Raw genomic sequence first — 19,009 nt, forward strand, 5'->3', positions numbered from 1 at the left:
ACGAATGCCAAGTTGCCAGACCGGATCGGCCCCCGCCAAGACCCCCTCGCTACGATCCGCCGTCGTAGCCACGCGCCCGGCTCCGATTCCAAGGAGCCGCCGCGCCGGCCGCCTCGACCCCTCCCCGCCTGCGCGAACACCCCCACCCCATGGCAAAAGACGGGCAAAACGGACACTGCTAGCCGTCGTCGTTCATCGCATCCGTGTGTGAGCGCCCTCACCGGCCGGGGTCCGGCGGCATCGCTGACGGGCCCACCGCCGTCACACCCGGTCACCACCGACCGGCCGCCACTGAGACCCCCGCCACACCCCGCAGACGCGCCCCCGCCGGTCCGTGCGTTGACGGATGATGCGTGGTGCCGCCGGGAGCATCCCGGCCCGGTGCCCCGCGGCACCGAGGCACCGAGGGGGAGATTGTGCGATTCACCGGCCGGGTCTCCGGCGTCCTGTCGACCGTCCTGCTGGCAGCGGGAGCCGTGGCCGCCCCGCAGGCCGGCGCGGCGCCCGCCGCACCGTGCTCGGGCGGCCGGGTGCTGGACGTGGTCGCCCACCACGACGACGACCTGCTCTTCCTGACCCCCGACCTGATCCACGACCTGGCGAACCCCGACGTCTGCGTCCGGACCCTGTTCCTGGTCGGCTCGTACTACAGCCGGGACGGCGTCGCGGCGCACCCCACGGACGCCGACAAGTACGCCTACATGGAAAGCCGTGAGGCCGGCGACCGCGCGGCCTACCGGGCGGCCGCCGGCATCCCCGGCGACTGGCAGCACGCGCCCTACTCGGCGGCGGGCGTACGGGCGACGACGTGGTCGCTGGGCGGCCGGATCTCCACGGTCGAGCTGCGCGTGCCCGACGCCGCCGCGTCCAACGACGCCGGCACGATGTTCAAGGGCCAGCTGTGGGCGCTGTACGCGGACGGCCGGGAGGCCTGGCCCGTCCCGGGCGCGGACGCGCCGGTGCAGCAGCGGCTGAGCCGCGAGCAGGTCCTCGCCTTCGTCCAGGGCGTCATCGACGACTACGGGCCGACCGTGATCAACACCGAGGACCCGTCGGCGGACCACCAGCGGAGCTCCATGGACGGGAACTTCCACCCCGACCACGTCGCGACGACCAGGCTGCTGCTCGGCGCCCTGAACCGTCGCGGTGGGACCTGGCCGCGCATGACGTACTACCGGGACTACCTGGCCCGGGAGTCGGCCCCCAACCTGGACGGCGCGGCACAGGCCCGCAAGCAGCAGGTCTTCGAGGCCTACTGCCCGTACGACGACGAGATCCACCGCGGCGGCTCCTGCCAACCGGACTACGCCGACTGGTACCGGCGCCAGTACTACGCCGACTCGGCGTGGCGGGGCTCCTACATCCTGCCCATGTCCTACGGCTTCGAGGACCCGAAGCTCGACCAGCGCTACCGCGTCGTGAACCGCTCCACCGGCCTCTACCTCGACGTCTCCGGCTCCTCGGTAGCCGACCAGGCGCCCCTGCTCGGCTTCTCCCCCACCGGGAACCCCAACCAGGCCTTCACCTTCAGGGCCGCCCTGGGCGGCTGGAACCTGCGCCCGGTGCACAGCGACCAGTGCCTGGACGTGACCGGGTCGAGCACCACCACCGGCACCCCCCTGATCCAGTTCCACTGCACCGCCGTCACCGTCGGCCCCGCCGACGTGTCACGGATGTCCAGCCCCAACCAGGCCTTCCGCGTCCGCGGCGACCGCACCGGCGGCTACACCATCACCAACGCCAACTCCGGCCTCGCCCTCACCTCCCCCGCCCGGGCCGGAGGAGCGGTCACCCAGGCACCCGCCGCCGGCACCCCCGACCAGCTGTGGGACCTCGTCCCGGCCTGACCCGCGCCGTAGCGCCCCGGCCGGCTCATGACCCGGTGCGGCACGACCCGGTGCAGCAGCAGGGCCGGGCCGAGGGTGCCGGTGGGGTGATCGCGGACAGCCGGTGGTCGCCGTCGGTGAGGCGGTCGAGGCCGGTGGCCTCGCGGGCGGCGATCTCCCGTCGGTGGCGCTCACGGCGGCGCAGGGCCCGCTGGAGTTCGGGGTCGTCGTCCGGGTCGTAGAGCGGGGAGGCGGTGGCGGCGACGTGGTCGTGGATGCGCTGCCATTCGTCGCGGGCGGTGGCCGCGTGGAGGGCGGCCTCCTCCTCCCCGGCGTCGGTGTGCCGGTAGGCGGTGCGCTGGATCCTCCGGGCGGCGGCGAGGGCCTGGGCGATGGCGCGCGGGCTCGTCCCGGCGGCCCGGAGGCGGACCCGGTGCCGGACGTCGCCGAGCAGCCCGTGCTCCCGGTCGTCCGGCTCCTCCTGGGCGTGCGGATCGACGGGTGGGACGGCGGGGCCGGGTGCGGGGCGGGTGGTGTCGGTCATCGCGGGTGCCTTCCGGAGCGGAGATGCGGGGCGGGGCCACGGCTGCCCGTACCCTGCCGTTCGCCCCGCCACCCGGGCAAGGCGGACAGTGCGGCCCCGTCCCCTGCCCCCTGTCCAGGGGGTGGAATTCCGCCCGCGGTGGACGGTGCGCCCGGCACCGTGGACGGCATGATCCTGCAACCGGAGACCGACGACCTCGCCGCCTACCTCGGGGCGGACGAGGTGATCGACCATCAGCACCCGGAGCTGCGGCGGCTGGCCGCCGAGCTGGCTACGCCGGAGGCGGCGTACCACCACGTCCGCGACCGGGTGGCGCACTCCGCGGACGCGGGCGCGTACAGCGGGGCGTTCCGCGCCTCCGAGGTGCTGGCCGCGCGCAACGCGATCTGCCACGGCAAGTCGCACCTGCTGGCCGCGCTGCTGCGGGCGCAGGGCGTGCCGACCGGCCTGTGCTACCAGCGGCTGGAGGACGGCGAGGGCGGGTTCGTGCTGCACGCCCTCAACGCCGTGCACCTGGACGGCCACTGGTCCCGCCTGGACGCCCGGGGCAACCGGGAGGGGGTCGACGCGCGGTACGACCTGGACCGGGAACGGCTGGCCTGGCCGGTCCGGCCGGAGCGGGGCGAGCGCGACCACCCCGGGGTCTTCGCCGCACCGCCGGCCGCGCTGGTCCGGGCGCTCGCCCGGGCGGTGCCCGGCCGATTCGGCTACGACCACCTGCCGTCCGAACTCCCGGGCGAGGCGTCGCCCGGCCCCGGGTGAGGCGCCCGAACGTCGTAGGCGCGGCAGGCGGCCGGTCGTCCGGGGATTCGCCCGTGGGCGTTACGGGGGCGTGGCCGCGTTGCTCGCTCTCGCGGCCGCCACCGGGACGGCCGTCCTCGCGGTCCGCCGCCACGGCCGCGGCACGGAAAGCCGGTAGGCACCCCCGTCAGCGGCCTGAATCGCCGGTGCCCCGGGGGCACCGGGGTTGTCCGTGGGGGTGCGTATCGTCCGGGGCGGCAGGTGCCACGGACGTGAGAAGGAAAGGGGCGGGCATGAACGAGGTCGGGCAGGAGACGCGCGAGTACCTCGACGGGCTGTTCACCCCGGGTGTGCGGATCGGCGGCGATCCGCACACCCCGTACAGCTGGATCGAGATCGCCGAGTTGCAGGAGGTCACCACGATCCGGCTGCCGAGCGGGCGGCTGGTCGTGGACTCGCCCTGGAGCACCGGGGCGCCGCGCGAGCTCGCGGTCCGCGTGCCGCCCGGCGAGCACCCGGTGGACGTCTCCTGGGCCGACTGGCCCCGCCTCGCCGACGGCTACTACACCGAGCACCGGATGTGCGCCGCGACGCGCCTGCGCGTGCGCGACGAGCCGGTGGTCACCTGGCAGCTCGCCCTCGGCGTGGGCGAGGACCCGGCGCTGCGCTCCGCCGGCGCGGGGTACGACGCGGAGGAGGCCATGGGCTGCTTCGCCGACGCCACCGCCTGGCAGGCGCTGACCGGGCCCTTCCGCCGCGGTCCGGCGGCCGGACGGGGCACCGAGGACCTCTGCGAGGGCCACTTCGAGCTCCTCCGCGACGAGGAGCACCGGGCCGACCTGCTGACCTTCGGCGTCCCGGAAGGCTGGGGGCAGGTCTGGGAGGGCCTGGCCCGCGACGGCGGGATCACGGCGATCGTCGCACCCGGCCCGGTGCCCACCAGCCCGTGGGACTGAACGGTCCGGCCACCGCACCGGCGGTGCTGACGGAGGGATGTCAGTAGTCGCTGCCGGAGGCGGCCGCGCCGGACCCTTCGTACGGGCCGGGGCGGGCGGTTCCCGCCATCGCCTGGGCGTGCAGGCAGGCGCGGGCGTGCGACAGGGCCGCGGCGGCGCCGCGCAGGTGGTGGTTGACGACGGGGAGCAGGGTGCCGCGCAGGCGATCGGCGGTGTGCAGTGCGGCGGCGGCCTGTTCCAGCAGCTCGCCGGCGCGGTGTATGGCCTGGCCGCGGTCGCTGGCGCGGTACTCCTCGGCGAGGGCTGCGGCGGCATGGGCGAGTTCGCCGACGCCGGGGTCTTCGACGGGTTCGGCGCCGAAGAACTCCAGCATGGACGCCAGTTCTGCCAGCCGGGCGTTGCGGCGCTTGTCCCACCAGGTGCTCACGTTGCGATCATGCACCACGACGCACCGCGATGTGGGGGGAACGGGTCAACTTCCCTGCACGGGGGAGAATCCGGCCCGCCGGCGTGGGTGACCGGCGCTTCCGGCCTCCGGGGGCGGCGCCGGGGGCGTACGCACGATCGGCGCGCGCCCCCGGGACGGCGCACAGCGCCGGGCGATGCGGGATCCCTCCGCCGCCCGCACCGGGTCAGTAGCCGTCGTACGGCTGGCAGCCGGGGCAGACGTCGATCTGCACGCCGGGTGCGGGGCAGGGGTAGAACCAGCCCGCGAGAGCGGCCCGTTGGTGGATCAGCGGGCCGTCGGTCTCGGCCCTGCCGTCGTGGAAGACGGCACCGCACCCGTGGTCGCAGGTCATGGTGCCGATCGGGCGGGTGTCGGCCCCCGCGAACGTGACAGCCATCTCGGCTCCTCTCTCCCGGCTGTCAGTCTGCCGACCCCGGCGGGCGGTGAACAGGCCGCGGCCGAAGCCGCGCCGCCGAGGTGGGCGCGGGCGCCGGGGACGGCCCGGACGGCGGTGCGGGAGCGGCCGTCACAGCCCGTAGCGCGGGCGGGCTCGGCCGCTGGGCCGAACCCGTAACGAAGTGGACAAAGTAGGATGGCTGAACTCCCGCGCTACGCGCGAAGAGTTCCATAAATGTTCCATTTGCCTGTTTCATTCTCCCGCTTCACACGCACGGAGCCACCCTCATGGACAACCTGTCCACCGTCGACGTCGACGGCGCGATAGAGACCCGCGGTATCGAACCCGTCCCGGACCACGAGCGCCGGGGCAGAGTCCGCGAGCTCTTCCCGACCTGGGTCGCGGCGAACATCAGCGTCCTGCTCCTCACCATGGGCGCGGCCCTGGTGGTGTTCAACCAGTTGAACTTCTGGCAGGTCCTGGTCGTCGCCGCGTGCGCCGCACTCGCCTCCTTCGGCATGGTCGGCGTGCTGTCGGTCTCCGGGAAGTGGGGCGGCGCCCCGGGCGCCACGCTCTCCCGGGCCACCTTCGGGGTGCGCGGCAACCTCTTCCCCGGCGCGATCCTCTGGGTCGCCCGGTTCGGCTGGGAGACGATCAACGCCGTCACCGGCGCCTACGCCGTGCTGACCGTCCTCGACCTGATGTTCGGCGTCAAGAGCAACACCGCGCTGATCGTCATCACGCTGTTCGCCTTCGTCGCCTGCACCTTCCTGGTCTCCGGCATGGGCCGCAAGGCGCTGAACGTCTGCAACACCTGGTCGACGTACCTCTTCGGCGTCTTCAGCGTCCTGGTCCTGGGCTACCTGATCGCGACCATGAACTGGAGCGAGGTCTTCTCCAAGCCCGCGGGCACCACCGCGATGATGATCGCCGGCATCGGGACCATCGCCGCCGGCGGCATCAGCTGGGTCCCCACCGGCCCGGACTTCGCCCGCTACCTGCCGCACTCCGCCTCCGGCCGGAAGATCGTCGGCGTGACGGTCTCCGGCGCCGGCCTGGTGATGGTGCCGATGGTGCTGATGGGCGCCGTGATGGCGGTGGCCTCGCCCGGCCTGGCGCAGGCCGCGGACCCGGTCTCCTTCCTCGGCGACCTGCTGCCGACCTGGCTGGCCGTGCCCTACCTGCTGACCGCGATCGTGGGCATGCTGCTGATCAACAGCCTCTCCATGTACTCGGCCGGCTTCACCGCGCAGACCATGGGCGTGAAGCTGCCGCGCGCCACGGCCGTCAGCATCAACGCCGTGATCTCGCTGGTCGGCGGCCTGCTGCTGATGCTGGTCGCCAAGAGCTTCCTGGGCTCCTTCATCACCTTCCTGATCCTGCTCGCCGTCTCCTTCTCGGCCTGGATCGGCGTCTACGCGGTGGACATGTTCCGCCGCCGGTCGCGTGCGGTGCGCTACGACGCCGCCGCGCTGATGGACACCAGCAGGAACAGCCCGTACTGGTACAAGGCCGGCTTCTGCTGGCAGGCGATGGTGTCCTGGGTGCTCGCGCTGCTGATCGGGCTCGCCTTCACCAAGTGCGACTGGTTCGCCGGCCCGTTCTCCGACACCCCGATCGGCAAGTACGGGCTCGCCTGGGCGGCGACCATCGTGATCTCCGGCGCGATCATGGCCGTGCTCCCCGCGCCCCGGGAGAACACCCCCGCCGCCTCCGCCACCGCCGAGCAGGCCGCCGACGTCCCGGCGGAGCGCACCGAGCGGGTCACCGTCTGACCGCACGGCGCGAACCCCCGTACGCCCCGGACCGCCCGGGTGCCGGCTCCACCGAGTCGGCACCCGGGCGGTCCGGTTTTCGGTGCCGCAGATGCCGCCGGTGCCGCGGTCAGGCGCCGGGGCGGTGCGGGCGCGGCCGTCGCCGGCAGGACGACGAGGCGCCGGACGAGGCCCTGGCGGTCGGCGCCCTCGGCCCGGGCCGGTGTTCCGGATCGCGATCCGCGCGGCGCGGCGGGCAGGTCCGTGCGCAGCGGCCCGTCACCGGCCTCGCGCGGGAGCAGGTCGTGCGGGCGTTCCTGCCCGCCCTACCGGGACGGCGCGGCCCCGACCAGGGCCCGGCACTTCCGGCACGAGGCCGGGTCCCCGGGCTCGAAGTGGCACAGGAAGACCTTGAAGCAGCGGAGCCCGCACAGGGTGCGGGGCCTGCTGCGGCTCAGGTCCCCGGCATGCAGGACACCGGGCACCCCCTGGACCCCGACGGCGGGGAACTCGGCCGGCTCGCGCGCGGTGGCGAAGGATCGGATCCCGTCCAGGGCTCCGGTGTCCGGGCTGTCGGTCATGCCGGGCAGCATGCCACGGTCGGGGACCGCCGTCGGCGCCGGGCTCCCACCGCAGGTCGGCGGGCCTTGCGCGCCGGTGAGCGGCGGCCTGCCATGCGCGGCGGGCGGGCGGCCCGGGGCCGCCGGGGCTGATGCCGGGTCAGCACTCCCGGGGAGGCCCCCGGCCCGGGCCTTGCCGTCCGGTCGGGGGCGGCAGCCGGGCTGTTCCTGCGGTGGGTTGACGGACCGCCGGCCGACACGGGGGCGACCGGCGGGACACACCCCGGCACCGGCGGAGAGGAGAAAAGGTGGAGACAGGAATCGAACCCGTCTGAACGGTCCTGCAAACCGTCGCCTCGCCACTCGGCCACTCCACCTCGACAACGGTGGAAACATTACACACGTATGAACCGGAACTCTCCGGAAGTGCTGGATTTTCACTCCGGAAGGCTCTTAATGCTTCTAGTGTTATTTCTCTCGACATGGCGCCGAAAGGGCCCGGAGGCCGACACGGGGAAAGTCATGTTGCGCTAGCCTGTGCCGATATCTCCAACCCGATGGGATTTCATTGATGGCCGTCGAGGAATCACGGTTCACCCGTATCACGGAGCTGCGTGGCGAATCCGCCACGAACCGGTGCCAGTACAAGAGTCTGCCCCTGCGCGACCTTCCACCGCTCGGTGTCGTGCGTCGCGCGCGGATCGCCCGCGAAGGCCTGCGTGAGCGCCGCGCCGACATTCCGGCGCCCGGCCGTCCCTCCCGCTTCGCCGAGGGGGACTGGGTCCGGGTGAAGGACGAGGCCGTGGTGCGCGCCACCCTGGACGCCAAGGACCGCCACCGCGGCCTGTGGTTCACCCGGAGCCAGTGGTCGTTCTGCGGCGGCGTCTACCAGGTCGAACGCGTCGTGCGCCGCATGATCGACGACCACTACCGCGTGCGGCGCCTGTCGGGCACCGTCGCCCTGGCCGGCGCCACCTGCCACGGCGCCGACGGGACCCAGGGCTGCGGCATGGACTGCGCGCTGCTGTTCCGCGACGAATGGCTGGAGCCCGCCCCCGCGCCGGTCCCCGCCGCCCGGCCGGTCGCCCTGTGGGCGACGGTGCGCAGCCTCGCGGAGATCCACGCGACCCTCGGCTCCGACGGGCGCCTGCACGGCGTCCCCTTCCAGCCGGGGATGGAGCGCCACGCCGGCACCCGTCACGGCGCCACCGAGCTGCGTCACCGGTCCCTGGCCTGGTGGCAGCACCCCACCGGGGGGCGCTGGTTCATCCTCCAGGGCCTGCGCTGCGGCGGCGAGCCGGCCCCCACCGGCTGCGACCGCCGCTGCGCCCTGCTGTGGCACGAGTCCTGGCTGCGCCTGGAACCCGCCGCGGAATCCTCCGCCGCCGGCCGCTGATCGGCCGTCAGCGCCGCCAGCGGTCGCGCACCAGCTTCGCGGTCAGGTGCAACGGTCCGTCCCGGTCTCCGACGTAACATCGGGGAAGCGCGTACACCCCGCTGTGGGGCCCGGGGCTGACCGCGCAGCCGTACTCGTAGCCGGCCTGCTCCACCGCCTCCACCGCGGCGTCGTCGAGCGAGCCGTACGGGTAGCAGAACCCGCCGACCTCCCGGCCCGTGAGGTCCTCCAGCACGTGGCGGCTGTCGGTGACCTGGGCGGCGAGGTCCCGCGCGCCCAGGCCCGCCAGCCGCCGGTGGGTCAGCCCGTGCGAGCCGATCTCCACCCCGGCGGCAGCGGTTTCACGGACCTCGTCCGCCGTCATCAGCGGCTTGCGCGGGCCCTGCCGGTCCCAGTCGTTGTAGCCGCCGAGCCGGCCGGCCACCACGTAGACCGTCGCGGTGAAGCCGTACTCCGCCAGTGCGGGCATGGCTTCCTCCAGGAAGTCGCGGTACCCGTCGTCGAAGCTGAGCCCGACCAGGCCCGCCGCGGTGCCGTCCCGGTGGGAACGCATCAGGGCGCCCACCGACACCCCGCGCAGCCCGCGGGCGGACAGCCAGCGCAGCTGGCGGCGGAACCGCGCGGGATCGACGGTGATCAGATAGGGGTCCTCGACCGTCGACGTCACCGAGTGATACATGAGTGTCCACGGGAGGCTTCCCGCGCCTGCGCCGGTCTCCCTTTCCGGACTATTGCGTGGTCGAATGATTTGCATGTTCCGCTCCAGCTGTCCGGTGGCACCGCCTGTGCAGGTGGACCCGAGGAAATTGCATTCTGGCAGCGTCGGACCCCGCTTCCATTCGCGCCAGGCGACTCCGCTTCATTTCACCCGGATGCCGGAGCGGGAGTCGGGGCGGGTGCCGCCGTGGCGGGCGGGCCGGTTCCGGGGCTACTTGGGGGCGGCCGTCATGGAGGCGACGGCGTCCGCCACGCTGGAGCGGTAGTTGCCCATCTTGGGGTTCAGCACCCGCACGCCGCTGTCGAGCGGGAAGTTCTGGGTGTTCGCGAGGGGCATGTTGGTGCCCTCGTCGTCGGCCAGCACGTTGATCTCGTTGATGCCGGGGGTGGTGCCGGTGGTGGCGCCGCTCGGGTCGAGGTCGATCACCGCGTAGGCGTTCTGCCCCGCCGGGACCGTGAAGCGCTCGGTGCCGCTGGCGAGTATCGGCTTGACGTTCTTGCTCTGGTCGGGCGAGACGGAGTCGCCGAGGTCGACCCCCGGGGAGGAGCTCAGGCTGCAGGCGCTCGCGCCGGTGTTGCGCACCTCGATCACCCGCTGGCCGGCCGCCCCGGCTCGGGCCGTCACCTTGATCGAGAGGTTCTTGATGTCGCACGGGTGGGCGGCGGCGCCGGCACTGCCCCCGTCGGACTTGGTGCCGCCCGGGGTGCTCGCGCCGGACGGCTTCTGCGGGGCGGGCTTCGTCGCCGCGCCCGTGGCCGGTGCGCCCGCCGTGGGGGCGCCGGAGGCCGGGCCGCCCGCTGTCGGGGGCGTGGCGGCCACCGTGGCGGCCGCGGAGGCGCCCGGGCCGCCGGCCGCGTCGGTGTTGTCGGGCCCGCAGGCGGTCAGCGCGAGGCCGGCTCCGACGACGAGGGCGGCGGAGGCGAGCAGCTGGTGACGGTGGCGGACGGACATGGTGGCTCCCCGATAGCGGTGCGTGCTGACTTGCGTGGACACCTCACAGGACGGTCGGTCGACGGCTTTTGGTGGCATGCACAGCGTCACAATCACCAGGACAGGATGAAGATCGGATCGTGACATTCCGTCAAGTGCGTGCGGATGGACGGCCGGCCCGGGATCGGCTCGGCGGGCGACCCGGGATCGGCTCGGCGGGCCGCGGCCGGCCACCCGAGGCCCGGCCGTGGCCCGGCTCGGGCGACCGCGGGCGCGGCAGCGGGCGCGCCGGGCCTTCCGATGCGGGAACGTGGAACCGGAGGAGGATTTTTCCCGGCCCGGCGGAAGCCCGCGGGTGCTGCTTCCGGAGAGGAGTCGACATGGATCCGCTGCGGCCCGGCCCGCTGCGCTGCCTGGTGACCGGGGCGACCGGCTACATCGGCGGCCGGCTCGTGCCCGAACTGCTCGCCCGCGGGCACACAGTGCGCTGCCTGGTGCGCGATCCCCGGCGGCTGCGCGACCAGCCCTGGCGGGCCCGGGTGGAGACCGCCACCGGTGACGTCACCCGCCCCGCCACCCTCGCCGGGGCCTTCGACGGCATCGACGTCGCCTACTACCTCGTCCACTCGCTCGGCACCGGACCCTCCTTCGAGGCGACCGACCGCGAGGCCGCCCGCGCCTTCGCGGCCGCCGCGGCGGCCGCCGGCGTCACCCGGATCGTCTACCTCGGCGGCCTCGTCCCCGCCGGGGTGCCCGAGGCGGACCTCTCCCCCCACCTGCGCTCGCGCGCCGAGGTGGGCCGCGTCCTGCGCGCCGGCGGCGTTCCCACGGCCGAACTGCGCGCCGCCGTGATCATCGGCTCCGGCAGCGCCTCCTTCGAGATGCTGCGCCACCTCACCGAACGCCTGCCCGCGATGGTCACCCCGCGCTGGGTCTCCACCCGGATCCAGCCGATCGCCGTCCGGGACGTCCTGCGCTACCTCGTCGGCGCCGCCCACCTGCCGCCCGGGCTGAACCGCACCTTCGACCTCGGCGGCCCCGACGTCCTCACCTACGAGCAGATGATGCGGCGCTACGCCCGCATCGCCGGGCTGCGCCGGCGTCTCATCGTCCCCGTGCCGGTCCTCACCCCCCGCCTCTCCAGCCACTGGGTCGGCCTGGTGACCCCCGTGCCGAACTCCATCGCCCGCCCCCTCGTCGAGTCCCTGCGCCACGAGGTCGTCTGCGGCGAGCACGACATCGCCCGCTGGGTGCCCGACCCGCCGGAGGGCCTGACCGGCTTCGACCAGGCCGTCACGCTCGCCCTGCGCCGGATCAAGGACGCCGACGTCGCCACCCGCTGGTCCTCCGCCTCGCTGCCCGGTGTGCCCAGCGACCCGTTGCCCACCGATCCCGACTGGGCCGGCGGCAGCCTCTACCAGGACGTCCGGGAACGCGTCGTGGCCGCGCCGCCCGCCGCCGTCTGGCGGGTGATCGAGAGCATCGGCGGCGACAACGGCTGGTACTCCTTCCCGCTCGCCTGGGCCGTGCGCGGCCGGCTGGACCGCCTGGTCGGCGGCGTCGGACTGCGCCGGGGCCGCCGCGACCCGGCCCGGCTGCGGGTCGGGGACTCCCTGGACTTCTGGCGCGTCGAGGAGATCGAACCCGGCCGGCTGCTGCGCCTGCGGGCCGAGATGCGCCTGCCCGGGCCGGCCTGGCTCGAACTCTCCGTCGCACCGGACGGGGACCGCGGGACCCGGTACCGGCAGCGGGCCCTGTTCCACCCGCACGGCCTGGCCGGACACGCGTACTGGTGGGCCGCCGCGCCGTTCCACACCGTGGTGTTCGGGGGCATGGCCCGCAACATCACCGAACGCGCGCGCCGGCAGCCCTGATCCGGCCGGACACCGGCCGGGCCCCCGGCTCCCCGGCGTGCGGCGCGGGCGCCCGTCGCAAAGAAACACGAAGAAAATGATCCAGGTCCGCCCACCGTGTCGATCCGCGGCCGTGCCGTTCGACCTGGGACCGGAAGGGTCGAGAGGCGACCCCCGAACGAGGAGGCCGGAGATGGCGAAGTACATGCTGATCATGCGGGGCACCGACGAGTCCGTCGCGAAGATGATGGAGACGCCGTTCGAGGAGATGCTCGAAACGGTGGGCCGTTTCAACGAGGAACTGATCCGGGCGGGCGTGCTCGTCGCCGCCGAGGGGCTGGACGACCCCTCGCAGGGCGTGGTGGTGGACTTCGGCGGGGAGACCCCGGTGGTCACCGACGGACCGTACGGCGAGACGAAGGAGCTGTTCGGCGGCTTCTACGTGATCGATGTCGCTTCGAAGGAGGAGGCCGTCGAGTGGGCCAAGCGCCTCCCGGCGCTGCCCGGCTCGAAGTGCGAGGTCCGCCGTGTGCCGGGCATCGAGGAGTTCCCGCAGGACAACGAGTGGATCGTCAAGGAGCGGGCGTGGCGCGAGCGGACCGGCCAGCTGTGACAGCCGGGGCCGCCGACGGCCCGCCGGTCGCCGAGTCGGCGCGGCGGGCCGTCGAGGCCGTCTGGCGGATCGAGTCGGCACGGATCGTCGGGGCGCTGGCCCGCTACACCGGGGACTTCGCGCTGGCCGAGGACGTCGCACAGGAGGCGCTGGCGGAGGCACTCGTCACCTGGACGCGCGACGGTGCGCCGGCCAACCCGGTGGGCTGGCTGCTGGCGACCGCGCGGCGGCGGGCCATCGACGCCTTCCGCCGCAGGTCGGCCCTCGACGAGCGGTACGCCGTGCTCGCCGGCCGGCTGGCCGACGGCCAGTCCGGCTCGGGCGCGGCCGGCCCGCCCGGGCCGCCCGACGATCTGCCGTGGGACCCGGACCGGGTCGACGACGACGTCCTGTCCCTCATGTTCGTCGCGTGCCACCCGGTGCTGTCGCCCGAGGCCAAGGTGGCACTCACGCTGCGCGTGGTGGGCGGCCTGTCCAGCGAGGAGATCGCCCGCGCCTTCCTCGTGCCGGTACCGACCGTGCAGGCCCGCATCACCCGGGCGAAGAAGACGATCGCCGCCGCCCGCGTGCCGTTCGAGCTGCCGCCGCCCGAGGAACGGCCGGGGCGGCTCGGCGCCGTCCTGAGCGTCCTGTACGTGGTCTTCACGGAGGGCTCGACGGCGACGGCCGGCGACCACCTGCTGCGCCCCGACCTCGCCTACGAGGCCGTACGGCTGGCCCGGGTCCTGGCCGCCCTGCTGCCCGGGGAGCCCGAGGTGCACGGCCAGCTCGCGCTGTTCGAGCTCACCGCCGCGCGCTTCCCGGCCCGCACCGGGCCCGACGGCGAGGCGGTGCTCCTGGAGGACCAGGACCGGCGCCGGTGGGACCGCTCCGCGATCCGGCGCGGTCTGGCCGCGCTCGGCCGCGCCGCCGCCCTCGGGCGGGGCCTCGGACCGTACGGTCTGCAGGCCTCGATCGCCGCCTGCCACGCGACGGCGCCCTCGGTGCCGGAGACCGACTGGGACCGCATCGTGCTCCTGTACGAGGCGCTCGGCCGGGTGGCCCCCTCCCCCGTCGTCGACCTCAACCGCGCGGTGGCCGTCGCGATGGCGGGCGGACCGCGGGAGGCGCTGTCCATCGTCGACGACCTGGCCGCCTCCGGCCGCCTGTCCGGGTCGCACCTGCTCCCCGGCGTGCGCGGCGAGCTGCTGCTCCGCCTCGACCGCGCCGCCGAGGCCCGTGCCGAGCTGGAACTCGCCGCCCGCCTGTGCCGCAACTCCCGCGAGCGGTCGGTGCTGCTGCGCAAGGCGGCCGCGCTGGGGTGACGTCCGCCGGCCCGGCCGCCCTCCCCCGCCACCGCCGGCGGCCGCGGCCGGTGGAATTTCCGCTTCCCCTTGCTCTCCTGGCTCTGGTATGACAGCACCTGGCCCGATCGGGGCCACCTGAACAGGGGGATTCTGTCGTGCTGAGGACCACCCGCCGACGCCGGGTACGCGTCGCTTCGATGCTGGCCGCCTCGGTGGCGCTCGCCACCGTGATGACGGCCGCGCCGGCCGGGGCCGCGCCCCGCTCGACCGGGAGCGACGCCGCCCCGACGGCCGGGCTGAACCTGATGCTGCGCGCCGATCCGTGGAAGGTCGTCCAGACCCGCCGGGCACCGGACGGCACCTGGGACGCCGCCAGGGAGATCCCGCAGTTCGGCGGCTTCCGGTACTGGACGACCGTCGTCGACTCCGGGCGGCTGCGGCTGTTCGGGCTCCGGAGCTCCGGCCCGATGAGCGTGCAGTTCGTCCAGTCCACGCAGCAGCCCGACGGCAGCTGGTCCGCGCCGACCCCGATGCGGGGCCTGGCGGAACTGCCCGTCTCCAGCGAGTACTTCCAGCTGGGCACGGCCGGCGCGGCCATGGTGAACGGCCGGGTCCAGCTGGCGGCGATCGACCCCTCGGGCCGGCTCGTCCACACCGTCGAGAACCCGGACGGGAGCTGGCAGCCCTGGGGAGCGATCAGCGCCCCTCCGGGACTCGGCTCGGACAAGTACTTCAGCCTGGCGACGGCCGAGGTGAACGGCGAACTGCACATCGTGGCCACCATGTGGAACGACGGCAGCGTGCTCCACACCATCCGGCACGCGGACGGCACCTGGGCCGGCTGGGGCAACATCATGGGCGCGGCCGGGACCCCCTCCCCCTGGGGCTGGCCGCACGACGTGGTCGCGGTGGGCATCAACGGCGCGCTGCAGGTCGCCGTGGTGAACAACAGCCAGATCGCCGTCTACCACACGATCCGCAACTCCGACGGGAACTGGGCCGGCTGGGGGCCCATCGGCCAGCAGATCCTCACCCAGCCCTTCTACGTGTGCGGCGCCGACGGCGCCAATGTGAACAACGAGCTGCAGCTGCTCTTCGAGACCTGCGCCAACAGCGGCTCGCTCTACCACACCATCCGTCACGCGAACGGCAGTTGGGACCGGGCCGGCTACGTCCAGAGCGCCGTCGACCTCTCCCCCTGGCGGCCCGTCGCGGACGGATCGGCCGTCGGCGGCTGACCGTCCCGGGCCGCCTCCCGGGCCGCCTCCCCGGCCTTCTCCCGTGCCGCCGTCTCCCGCCCCGGCGCGGGAGACGGCCCCTCGCGGGGACCGGCCGGGGTGCGTCGGGGCGCCGCGCGGGATCCGGGCTACTCGTAGCGCAGCGCGTCGGGCCGCATCAGCCGCAGGAGTTGCGGCAGTCCGAGGGCGGTGGTGAGGAGGACCGCGCCGGCCGCGATTCCCGACATGGCCAGCATCGAGCCCCAGTCCACGTTCCACGGGACGCCCGCCGCGTACTGCAGCACCGTCCCCATCAGCAGGCCGCCGACGGCCGCCAGCACCAGGCCCAGGGCCATCGGGAGCAGCGTCTGCCAGAGCACCGACAGGCCCAGGACGCGGCGGCGGGTGCCGACGGCGTTCAGCACGCCGAGCACGCGGCGCTGTTCCCGGAAGCGCTCCAGTTGGCCGACCAGCAGGCTGAGGGAGACCAGCAGGAGGGTGATCGCCGATCCCGCCGTCAGCAGGCGCTTGACCGCGAGGTAGGTGGGGTCGGGCGTGTTGTCGAGCGGGAACCCGGTGCGGGCCTGCGGGTCGATCGCCATCACGGCGGTGGTCAGCTGCTCCTCGGGGTCCGTCAGGCCGTCGGCGAGCGACACCAGGACGGTCGCCGGCTGTCCGCGCAGCGCCTCGGCCGGCACGGCGGCGGGGGTGAGCAGCAGCAGGCCGGATCCGAGCCGCCCGTTGGGGTCCGCGCCCTCGACGGCGGTGACGGTGGCCGTCACGGCGGGCAGCGGGAAGGGGGCCGGCTCGCCGGCGCCCCGGAAGTAGGCGGCGTGGACGGTCGTCCCGGGCCGGACCGGTTCGGCGCCCGGCCGCCCGGCCGGGCCCTGGACCGCGAAGGCGTCGCCGTCCTTGCAGTCGGGCAGGGTCGCGAAGCCTCGCAGCACCGTGCAGGAGGCGATCCGGACCGAGGGCAGCTGCCAGGACCTGGCCGTCCCGCTCTCCAGGGAGAACTCGGTGTACGCCGCGGTGGCCTTGACCCCGGCGCTGTGCGCCAGGCGTTCGGCGATGCCGTCGGCGGTGGGCGCGCCGCCGGGGAAGGACACCGACTGCTGGTACGGCCCGGCGGCGGGCACGTCCCGGGTGATGCCCTCGTACTGTGTCCTGATGCCGAGGAAGAGCGTCTGAAGGGCGATCGCGCCGGCGATCGCCACCACGACGCCGCTGACCGCCGCGGCGGCCGGTCCCGAGCCCAACTGCAGGCGGCGGGTGGCCAGTTGCCAGGACAGGCCGCCGCCGCCGGCCCGTCGGGTGACGGCCTCCACCAGCCACGGCAGGAGGGTGCAGACGCCGATCAGCGTCAGCATCACGCCGGCCGCCACGAGGAGCGATCCGCGCGTGCCGTTCACCGGGTCGAAGAGTGCGAGGGCGAACACCGTCAGGGCCAGGCCGGCCAGCGGCAGCATCAGGCGCCATCCGATCCGGCGCCGGCCGGGGCCGGAGCGGCGGACCACGCCGAGCGGGTCGACGGTCGCCCGGCGCATCGCGAGCAGGGTGACGCCGATGCCCAGGAGCGGCACGACCACGGCGATCGCGGCGGCGACGGCGGGCTGCGGTGCGACGTCCTCGGGGTAGAAGCTGAATCCGGCGAGCCGGATCCGTCCGATCGCCTGTCGGCCGATCAGGAAGAGCGCCGCGCCGGCGGCCAGGCCCAGCACCGCGCCCACCAGGGACTCCCCGGCGGCGATCCGGGCGGTCATCCGGCGGTCCGCGCCGCCGAGCCGCAGGGCGGCGAGCCGGCGGTCGCGCCGTTCGCCGCCGAAGCGCGCGGCGGCGGCGAGGAAGACCCCGACCGGGGCCAGCATCACCGTCAGGCCCACGGCGTTGAGCAGGATCAGCTTCGGGTCCATGGATTTGGGCGGTGAGAAGTGGCCGAACTCGGTGATCCGGACGGCGCCGGTGTCCACCGAGAGGCGGTCGCCGCCGAGCACGAAGTCGGCCTGGCCGGGTCCGAGCAGCCCGGCCGGGCCGATGGTGCCGACCACGGGGTGGGGCAGGCGCTCGCGCAGCAGCTGGTTGGCGGGGTCCTTCAGCAGGTCGGCCAGGGCCGGGGAGACGGCCATCTCGCCGGGCTTCGGGTAGGCGGCCACCCCGGGCGGCAGCGCCGCGTTCGGGCCCTCGGGCTGGACGATCCGGCCGCGGACGGGCGTGCCGTGGAAGGTGGTGTCGGCGACGGCCACGAGGACCGTCCGGTCGCCGGGGGTGGGCAGGTCCTCGTCCTGGAAGGTGTCGTTCTGCGTGTACAGGCGCTGGTCGCGGTGGTGCACGATGCCGGGGAAGGAGGCGGTGAAGAGCAGCAGGGCCACTCCCAGGCCGACGCCGCAGGCGGTGAGCAGCAGTCGGCCCCAGCCGTCCTGTCCGCTGGTGACGGCCAGTCGGGCGCCGAGGGCGAGCTGGTCCAGGGCGGGCCGGCGGACCTTCGGGTCGGCGGCGCTCACCGGGCGCCCGCCAGGTCTCGGGTGCGGCCGTCGCGGACGACGACCTCGCGGTCCGCGTAGGCGGCGACCCGCGTCTCGTGGGTGACCAGGACGACGGCCGCGCCGGACTCGCGCGCGGCGAGGGTCAGCAGCTTCATGACGCGTTCGCCGTTGAGGGTGTCGAGGGCGCCGGTCGGCTCGTCGGCGAACACCGCCTTGGGGCCGGTGATCAGGGCGCGGGCGGCCCCCACCCGCTGGCCCTGGCCGCCGGACACCTCGCCGGGGCGTTTGGCGGCGACGTCGGCGACCTCCAGTCGTTCCAGCCACTCGCCGGCGCGGGCCTCGGCGGCCTTGCGGCGCATGCCGTTCAGGCGCAGCGGCAGTGCGACGTTCTCCAGGCAGGAGAGTTCCGGGACGAGCTGGCCGAACTGGAACAGGAAGCCGAACTCGGTGCGCCGCAGGGCGCTGAGCTCGGCGTCGGTGCAGGTGGTGAGGTCACGGCCCTGGTAGCCGATGGTGCCGCGGTCGGGGCGGGTGATGCCGGCGAGGCAGTGCAGCAGGGTGGACTTCCCCGAGCCGGAGGGGCCCATGACGGCGACGAGTTCGCCGGCGGCGACGGTGAGCGAGGCGCCGGCGAGGGCCGGGGTGAGGCCGAAGGACTTGTGCAGGTCCTGGGCGGTGAGCAGGGGTCCGGCGCTGGTCAACGTGGGGTCTCCGTGAGGCGGGCGGTGAGGTCGTCGAGGCGGGCGGCGGTCAGTTCCAGCCAGCGCAGGTCGGCCTCCAGGTGGAACAGCGCGTGGTCGCAGATCAGTTCGTCGGCGAGGTCGCCGGCGAGCTTGCGGCGGGTCAGTTCGCGCATGGTCCGCAGGTGTTCGGCCCGCTGGGTGTCCAGGACGTCGGCGGCGGAGCGTCCGGTCAGGATGGCGAGCACGACCTTGTGGTAGAGGGTGCTCTGCAGGTACGGCTGCGGGTCCTCCGGCTGGTTGAGCCAGTCGGCGAGGTCGGTGACTCCGGCGTCGGTGATCGCGTACCGCTTGCGGTCCGGGCCGCCGCCGGCCTCCACGCCCTCCACGACGACCAGGCCGTTCTTCAGCAGCCGGGAGAGCGTCGCGTACACCTGCCCGTAGTGCAGGGAGCGGTCGCGCCCGAAGTGCTCGTCGTAGAGGCGTTTGATGTCGTATCCGTGGCGGGGCTGGGCTTCCAGGAACCCGAGGAGCATCTGTCCGAGTGACATGATCAAGGACTATACACACCATGTATACATGGTGTGTATAGCGAGGCGGGCCCCGGCGC

18 protein-coding genes and 1 tRNA gene are annotated in these 19,009 nt (G+C 74.2%); 9 read left to right on the forward strand and 10 right to left on the reverse strand.

Translation table 11 applies throughout. The annotated features are described in order from the left end of the window. Positions 1–416 precede the first annotated feature (416 nt). Positions 417–1,847 carry an RICIN domain-containing protein gene (locus ACFWJ4_RS36115; RefSeq protein ID WP_380552125.1) on the forward strand — a complete coding sequence of 477 codons (1,431 nt, stop codon included), beginning with the start codon at positions 417–419 and terminating at the stop codon, positions 1,845–1,847. A gap of 25 nt (positions 1,848–1,872) precedes the next feature. Here the strand turns inward: ACFWJ4_RS36115 and ACFWJ4_RS36120 are convergent, their stop codons facing one another. Continuing rightward, positions 1,873–2,370, reverse strand: coding sequence for a hypothetical protein (locus ACFWJ4_RS36120; protein WP_380552128.1), 498 nt, complete (start codon positions 2,368–2,370; stop codon positions 1,873–1,875). A gap of 168 nt (positions 2,371–2,538) precedes the next feature. Between ACFWJ4_RS36120 and ACFWJ4_RS36125 the strand changes: the two genes are divergently transcribed. Together ACFWJ4_RS36125 and ACFWJ4_RS36130 are read left to right on the forward strand one after the other, a co-directional pair. After that, positions 2,539–3,132 (forward strand): transglutaminase family protein, encoded by a 594-nt coding sequence (locus tag ACFWJ4_RS36125; protein ID WP_380552131.1) that lies wholly within the window; start codon positions 2,539–2,541, stop codon positions 3,130–3,132. A 272-nt stretch (positions 3,133–3,404) separates the two neighbouring features. Beyond that, complete coding sequence (locus ACFWJ4_RS36130) at positions 3,405–4,067, forward strand: DUF4241 domain-containing protein (protein WP_380552134.1); 663 nt, start codon at positions 3,405–3,407, stop codon at positions 4,065–4,067. Between the two features lie 40 nt (positions 4,068–4,107). Here the strand turns inward: ACFWJ4_RS36130 and ACFWJ4_RS36135 are convergent, their stop codons facing one another. Both ACFWJ4_RS36135 and ACFWJ4_RS36140 read right to left on the reverse strand, forming a co-directional pair. Further along, the gene (locus tag ACFWJ4_RS36135) at positions 4,108–4,494 is read right to left on the reverse strand and encodes a hypothetical protein (RefSeq protein ID WP_380552137.1); all 387 of its coding nucleotides are present in this window, start codon (positions 4,492–4,494) and stop codon (positions 4,108–4,110) included. A 205-nt stretch (positions 4,495–4,699) separates the two neighbouring features. Continuing rightward, positions 4,700–4,912: a hypothetical protein gene (locus ACFWJ4_RS36140; RefSeq protein WP_380552140.1), complete on the reverse strand. Its 213-nt coding sequence runs from the start codon at positions 4,910–4,912 to the stop codon at positions 4,700–4,702. A 287-nt stretch (positions 4,913–5,199) separates the two neighbouring features. On the opposite strand from ACFWJ4_RS36140, the gene ACFWJ4_RS36145 reads away from it, so the two are divergent. Next, complete coding sequence (locus ACFWJ4_RS36145) at positions 5,200–6,687, forward strand: purine-cytosine permease family protein (RefSeq protein ID WP_380552143.1); 1,488 nt, start codon at positions 5,200–5,202, stop codon at positions 6,685–6,687. A 305-nt stretch (positions 6,688–6,992) separates the two neighbouring features. Here ACFWJ4_RS36145 and ACFWJ4_RS36150 read toward each other — a convergent pair whose 3' ends face one another. Further along, positions 6,993–7,247, reverse strand: a complete 255-nt coding sequence (locus ACFWJ4_RS36150) for a hypothetical protein (RefSeq protein ID WP_380552145.1) — start codon at positions 7,245–7,247, stop codon at positions 6,993–6,995. 285 nt (positions 7,248–7,532) lie between these two features. Beyond that, positions 7,533–7,603, reverse strand: a tRNA-Cys gene (locus tag ACFWJ4_RS36155). Between the two features lie 308 nt (positions 7,604–7,911). Between ACFWJ4_RS36155 and ACFWJ4_RS36160 the strand changes: the two genes are divergently transcribed. Further along, positions 7,912–8,622 (forward strand): hypothetical protein, encoded by a 711-nt coding sequence (locus tag ACFWJ4_RS36160; protein ID WP_380552148.1) that lies wholly within the window; start codon positions 7,912–7,914, stop codon positions 8,620–8,622. Between the two features lie 7 nt (positions 8,623–8,629). Here ACFWJ4_RS36160 and ACFWJ4_RS36165 read toward each other — a convergent pair whose 3' ends face one another. Beyond that, positions 8,630–9,289 (reverse strand): polysaccharide deacetylase family protein, encoded by a 660-nt coding sequence (locus ACFWJ4_RS36165; RefSeq protein ID WP_380552151.1) that lies wholly within the window; start codon positions 9,287–9,289, stop codon positions 8,630–8,632. Positions 9,290–9,550: 261 nt separating this feature from the next. Continuing rightward, positions 9,551–10,291: a DUF4232 domain-containing protein gene (locus ACFWJ4_RS36170; protein ID WP_380552154.1), complete on the reverse strand. Its 741-nt coding sequence runs from the start codon at positions 10,289–10,291 to the stop codon at positions 9,551–9,553. A gap of 359 nt (positions 10,292–10,650) precedes the next feature. Here ACFWJ4_RS36170 and ACFWJ4_RS36175 point away from each other — a divergent pair, with 359 nt between their 5' ends. The 4 genes from ACFWJ4_RS36175 to ACFWJ4_RS36190 all read left to right on the forward strand — a co-directional run bounded on the left by ACFWJ4_RS36175 (position 10,651) and on the right by ACFWJ4_RS36190 (position 15,260). Next, entirely contained in the window at positions 10,651–12,144 is a 1,494-nt protein-coding gene (locus ACFWJ4_RS36175; protein WP_380552157.1) for an SDR family oxidoreductase, read from the forward strand. A 172-nt stretch (positions 12,145–12,316) separates the two neighbouring features. After that, complete coding sequence (locus tag ACFWJ4_RS36180; protein ID WP_380552160.1) at positions 12,317–12,736, forward strand: YciI family protein; 420 nt, start codon at positions 12,317–12,319, stop codon at positions 12,734–12,736. Next, positions 12,709–14,040: an RNA polymerase sigma factor gene (locus ACFWJ4_RS36185; protein ID WP_380552163.1), complete on the forward strand. Its 1,332-nt coding sequence runs from the start codon at positions 12,709–12,711 to the stop codon at positions 14,038–14,040. Before ACFWJ4_RS36180 ends, ACFWJ4_RS36185 begins: the two co-directional genes overlap by 28 nt. A gap of 137 nt (positions 14,041–14,177) precedes the next feature. After that, positions 14,178–15,260 carry a hypothetical protein gene (locus ACFWJ4_RS36190; RefSeq protein WP_380552166.1) on the forward strand — a complete coding sequence of 361 codons (1,083 nt, stop codon included), beginning with the start codon at positions 14,178–14,180 and terminating at the stop codon, positions 15,258–15,260. Positions 15,261–15,388: 128 nt separating this feature from the next. Here ACFWJ4_RS36190 and ACFWJ4_RS36195 read toward each other — a convergent pair whose 3' ends face one another. The 3 genes from ACFWJ4_RS36195 to ACFWJ4_RS36205 are packed head-to-tail and all read right to left on the reverse strand — an operon-like array spanning position 15,389 to position 18,950. Next, positions 15,389–17,737 carry an FtsX-like permease family protein gene (locus ACFWJ4_RS36195; RefSeq protein ID WP_380552173.1) on the reverse strand — a complete coding sequence of 783 codons (2,349 nt, stop codon included), beginning with the start codon at positions 17,735–17,737 and terminating at the stop codon, positions 15,389–15,391. Further along, a complete protein-coding gene (locus ACFWJ4_RS36200; RefSeq protein WP_380552176.1) occupies positions 17,734–18,420 on the reverse strand; it encodes an ABC transporter ATP-binding protein in 687 nt (228 codons plus the stop codon). The genes ACFWJ4_RS36195 and ACFWJ4_RS36200 overlap by 4 nt, the downstream gene beginning before the upstream one ends. Continuing rightward, the gene (locus ACFWJ4_RS36205; protein ID WP_359915136.1) at positions 18,417–18,950 is read right to left on the reverse strand and encodes a PadR family transcriptional regulator; all 534 of its coding nucleotides are present in this window, start codon (positions 18,948–18,950) and stop codon (positions 18,417–18,419) included. Before ACFWJ4_RS36205 ends, ACFWJ4_RS36200 begins: the two co-directional genes overlap by 4 nt. Between the last annotated feature and the right edge of the window lie 59 nt (positions 18,951–19,009).

It is taken from the genome of Kitasatospora sp. NPDC127067 (assembly GCF_042724755.1).
GTDB lineage: Bacteria > Actinomycetota > Actinomycetes > Streptomycetales > Streptomycetaceae > Kitasatospora > Kitasatospora lactacystinica.